The organism is Nostocoides sp., from assembly GCF_035343835.1.
Lineage (GTDB): Bacteria > Actinomycetota > Actinomycetes > Actinomycetales > Dermatophilaceae > Nostocoides_A > Nostocoides_A vanveenii.
In genome coordinates this window covers 6485-11271 of record NZ_DAOQZV010000095.1, presented here as the reverse complement: position 1 = coordinate 11271, position 4787 = coordinate 6485, and the positions used below count along the sequence as shown (strand labels likewise).

5 protein-coding genes are annotated in these 4787 nt (G+C 68.2%); 3 read left to right on the top strand and 2 right to left on the bottom strand.

Annotation, left to right across the window (positions count from 1 at the left end; genetic code table 11):
* Window positions 1–136: 136 nt before the first annotated feature.
* The gene (locus PKH97_RS08540; protein ID WP_324386984.1) at window positions 137–739 is read right to left on the bottom strand and encodes a hypothetical protein; all 603 of its coding nucleotides are present in this window, start codon (window positions 737–739) and stop codon (window positions 137–139) included.
* A 74-nt stretch (window positions 740–813) separates the two neighbouring features.
* Here PKH97_RS08540 and PKH97_RS08535 point away from each other — a divergent pair, with 74 nt between their 5' ends.
* The 3 genes from PKH97_RS08535 to PKH97_RS08525 all read left to right on the top strand — a co-directional run bounded on the left by PKH97_RS08535 (window position 814) and on the right by PKH97_RS08525 (window position 3581).
* Complete coding sequence (locus tag PKH97_RS08535) at window positions 814–1086, top strand: hypothetical protein (RefSeq protein WP_324386983.1); 273 nt, start codon at window positions 814–816, stop codon at window positions 1084–1086.
* A 293-nt stretch (window positions 1087–1379) separates the two neighbouring features.
* Window positions 1380–1850: a PIN domain-containing protein gene (locus PKH97_RS08530; protein ID WP_324386982.1), complete on the top strand. Its 471-nt coding sequence runs from the start codon at window positions 1380–1382 to the stop codon at window positions 1848–1850.
* A 60-nt stretch (window positions 1851–1910) separates the two neighbouring features.
* On the top strand, window positions 1911–3581 hold the full coding sequence (locus PKH97_RS08525; RefSeq protein WP_324386981.1) for an FAD-dependent oxidoreductase: 1671 nt from the start codon (window positions 1911–1913) through the stop codon (window positions 3579–3581).
* Window positions 3582–3662: 81 nt separating this feature from the next.
* Here the strand turns inward: PKH97_RS08525 and PKH97_RS08520 are convergent.
* The coding region (locus PKH97_RS08520) for a hypothetical protein (protein ID WP_324386980.1) at window positions 3663–4787 on the bottom strand (1125 nt) is incomplete at its 5' end.

Genomic DNA, 4787 nt, shown 5'->3' with positions numbered 1-4787 from the left:
CGAAGTATCGGAGCTGGGTCCCACGCTCTGCGTGGGCCGAAGGAGCGGAGAACTTCGAGGGGTGTCCTAGCAAAGGTTAGGTGTCCTCGAGCACGGTAGACCCTGCTGGAGGACACCTAACCTGTGTTAACAGGGTTTAGGTCACGGGGCGGCGCACAGTCACGACATCGCCCGTGTGGATCGGGCCCGCCAGGACGACGCGTGCGTTGAGCCCGCGCAGGCGCAGCGGGCGGCCGACCTTGCCGTTGACGAAGCGCATCGCCTCCGCGCCGAAGCGCGCGACGAACTTCTTACAGCCCGCATGCGGTTGCTCGGTCACCTCGATCACCGCGCCCGGGGCGTCGGGGTCACCGAAGAGCAGGCGCGTCCCCGCCGGGAGGTTATCGTGCGAGAGGTCGAGGTCGAGATAGAGCTGGTCGCCGGCGAGCGGCTCCAGGGCCGGGTCGCCAGCCAGGAAGGCCACCATCCGGTGGCTCATGACGTTGAGCTGCATGTCGGGGTGCGGACCGCCATCAGGCGACCGCGACGAGCCGCGATCAGCCCAGTTGTCACCTTCCATCCCGTATGCCGGGTCCAGCCTCCCGACGTCGAGCACCTCACGCTCGCCCACGGCCGGGCGCCTGACGATGAGTTTGAGTGTCCCCGAATCCTTCGGCGCGGCATGGAGTTCCGGCAGAAACGCGGCCAACTCCTCCGGCGTGCGGTGGTGCGCGGCGGAAGGCACGGTCAGAGCGGTCATGACGGAATTGTGGATCACCCGGCTCGCCGTGCGTCGACCCATTTCGGCGGGTGGTCCGTCATACGATCCTGACCATGACGGAGCACCTGCTGGTCTTCCCCGAGCGCGACGACGCCGACGAGGTCGCGCAGGAGCTACGCGACGAGGGCTTCACCGAGATCCGCGTGATCCGGCAGCCACTCGCGGGCGAGGACGACCCCGAGGCCGACGAGTGGGCCGTCTATGTGCGCGAAGCCAATGTGGCAGACGAGACGGGTCCCGTGGCGGATGGGCTGCGCGATCGCTTCGAGGCCACGGTCGCCGACCGCGGCGGGTGGTACGACCCCGACCCGGAGTCGCGCTATTAAGAGGAAGTAAGTCCACCGCGCAGGACATTGATGACGGAGTCGCGACCGCCAGTGCTAGCACTCTTGGTAGCAATCAGCCAGGAAGGCTGTGCACATTCGCGACGTCCCCGAGGAAACCCTCGAGGCGCTCCGTCGTCGCGCGGCGCCCCGTGGGCACTCAATGCAGCAAGAGCTGCGGGCCGTCCTGACGCGCGCGGCCAGCGAACCGGCCGATGACGTTCCGCCGCGTGCGTTCCGCCTCCACACGGTGACAACCGGGCGACGTGAGTCGTTCGATCGCGCCGACTTCTACCATGCCGACGGCCGCTGATCCTCCCGCTCTCGTCGTCGTCGACACCAACGTCTTGTTGGCCCCCACGGATGGGAGTCGTGCCCACCACCGGGCCGCGACCACCTTCCTGCGGCACGACGAGCGGCGGCTGGCTGCAACTCCTCGGATCGTTCGCGAGTACCTCGCAGTTGCCACCCGCCCGGTCCAGGTGAACGGTCTGGGGTTGGATCCCGCCGACGCGGTTGCGAACGTCGAGGAGATCCAGATGATCTCCACGATGCTCGGCGAGGGCCCCGCGACCACCACCCGACTCCGCGACCTCTTTCTCGACATCCCGGCCGTCGGGAAGCAGGTGCACGACGCCAATGTCGTCGCCTGTGCCCTTGCCCACGGTGCCTACGCGATCATGACAGCCAATGTCCGCGACCTCGTGCGCTACGCGTCTCTGATCGTGATCGAGGATCTGGCCACCCCCAAGCGGACCAGCCAATAGCTCAGTGCGCCCAGACGGACTGAACACGTAGAGACCTGGGGCGGACGTATATTCGCGAGCATGACGGATGCTCCCAAGCCAGCCATCGTCGTCGTCTCCGCGCAGCATGCCGATCAGCTTGTCGATGAGTTCGGCCGGTATGCCCGCGATTACGAGATTGCCAAGGCGCGATCGGTCGACGAGGCCATCTCGGTGACCATGTCGTTAACGCGCCGCGGCGTGCAGGTGGCGATGTTCGTCTCCGATTCGCGGCTGCCCGACAGCCTCGCGCCGACGGCCCTGCACATGCTGCGCTCGCTGGTCCCCACCAGTCGGCGCGTGCTGGTGGCGCCCTGGGAGTACTTCCGTGAGGACTCCGTGGCCTTCCGGCCGGCGCTGGCCAAAGGCAAGTTCGACGCCTTCCTGCTGATGCCGCGTGGGCTGCGGGACGAGGAGTTCCACCTCGCGATCGTCGAACTGCTCAACGAGTGGGGCGCGAGTATCGCGGCGCCACTGGTGGATTCGGTGCAGATCGTCTCGCCCGACAGCCGCGGACTGGTGCTTGCGATCCGTGACTACCTCTTCCGGATCGGGGCTCCGAGCCGGGTCTACCCGCCGGACAGTGAGGTCGGCCGCGCGGTCGTCGAGGCGTATGACGGTGAGCCCACCTGGCCGCTGATCCGCGTATTCAGCAAGGACGAGATCGTGGCGCCGACCTCGGTTCGTGATGTGGCCATGTCCATCTACGGGCGGCCGGACGAGATCGACGTCGAAACGGTCGTCGATGTGGTTGTGGTGGGTGCCGGACCCGCCGGTCTCGCCACAGCGGTGTATGCCTCGAGCGAAGGCCTCGGAACGATCGCGATCGAGTCGGAAGCCATCGGCGGTCAGGCCGGGACCTCCTCGATGATCCGCAACTACCTCGGCTTCCCGCAAGGCATCTCCGGTACCAAGCTCGCCCAACGGGCGCGGTCCCAGGCGCTGCGCTTTGGCACCCGCTTCTTCACCGGTTGGCCGGTCACAGGCGTCAAGACCGGCGTCGACGGGGAGCCGCATGTGGTGTGTACCGAGGGTGGCGACGTGCGCGCCCGCGCGATCGTGATCGCGTGCGGCGTCGACTATCGCAAGCTCAACATTCCGTCTGTCGATGAGTATGTCGGCCGCGGCGTCAATTATGGCGCGGCGATGACGGCGGCCCGCGAGATGGAGGATTACGACGTCCTCGTCGTCGGGGGCGGCAACTCGGCGGGGCAGGCCGCAGTGCATCTCGCGCGCTTCGCGCGGACCGTGACGATCGTGGTTCGCCGGCCGGATCTGAGCGCGACCATGTCGCAGTATCTGATCGACGAGATCTCGTTCAACCCGCGAATCACGGTGCGCGGCAACGCCTGTGTCGTCGACGGCGGCGGCACCGACACGCTGGAATGGGTGGAACTGGAGTCGACTGTGGACGGGTCGCGTGAGCGGGTCGATGCGCGCGGGCTCTTCCTCCTCCTCGGTGCCGAACCGCGGTGCGAATGGATGCCGCCGGACGTCATGCGCGACGAGAAGGGCTTTGTGCTCACCGGCCGGGATGTGCCCATGGAGCACTGGATCGACGGCTGTCCGCCGGCGAGCCTGGCGACGAGCGTGCCTGGCATCTTCGCCGTGGGCGATGTGCGCGCCGGCTCGATGAAGCGGGTCGCCAGCGCGGCCGGGGAAGGCGCGAGCGTGGTGGCGCTCGTGCATACCTGGCTCGAGCCAACGCACTGACGTTCTGACGCACCCGGCGGCGGGGAGCGGCCACGTGTCACCCGGGGTGCCTGAGGGGGCGGCGGCCACCTCCATCCGCACTCAGTCGCAACCGGTCGCGGTGAAGCGGCACAGGCCTTTGCCGAGGGTGGCCAGGAGTTCCTGATCGTCGGTCGTCCAGGCGATGGCGTTGTCCGGCGTGGCCTTGGCCTCGCTGGTGGACGACACCATGAGCAGGGCGTTGCCGATGCGCCGAATCCCGAGGTGCCCGCTGCCGATGTATAGGGAGCCGGTGGTGTCTGTCAGCTTATGGACGATCAGCAGGTCGTCGCCGTCGGTGCTCACGGCATACGTGCTCATGAGGTCCGGCGGACCGGCGACGGCGGTCCCCGAGGCCAGCTTGGCGGCCTCGCCCCAGGCGAGCATGGCGTCGTAGGCCGTGCTGTCGTCCGCATACAGGGTCAGCCACCGAATCTGCTGCTCGGCAGGGTCTTTGACGACGGCAACGTGCTGGTCGGCCGGGGTGATCGACGATCCGGTCAGGCCCAATGGTGCCCGCGCCGCGGAGGCCGACGCGGGCTCGGTGACGGTCCGTTCGCCGCCGCCCACCACATCCGGCGCGAGAGTCACCGCGCCGATCGATGTCATCCAGGTGACGCCGGTCGCGGCGGTGAAGTTGTCGTCGGTGTTGGGCGTCCGATCCTCCAGCGGCGGATCCCAGCCGATCAGATCGGGCCGGTTGAGTTCGACGTAGCCGGTAGTGCCGGGGCACGCCGCGGCATACCGGTTGTCCTTCGGGTATGCCGTTCCGGTCGCCGAGATCTGGGCACCCTGCGGGAGGATCGCGTCATTGCCCAGCAGGGCACCGGGATTGCTGCGGCTCTCCGTGGACAGCGTCCCGGGTGGCAGGACGAGCGCCGTGGCGATGCCCTGCTCGCCGGAGGGGCCGGGCAAGCGCGGCGCAAGGCAGTCGGTGTCGGTAATGAACGCCGTTCCCGAGATCACGTCGGGCCCCGCTAGCAGGGCCGTGCCGCCCGCAGGCAGCGCGAGGATGTGCGGGTAGTTGCCGATCAGGTCCGCATCCCCCGGTGCCGGGCTGAAGCGCGTGGTGCCTGCCGAGTCGGATGGGGCGCTCGACGCCAACGGATTCCAGATCGCGGCGCCCGCGATCACACCGGCCGTCGCCAGAAGGAGACCCTCTGCGGTCGCGAGATGGCGCCGACGGCG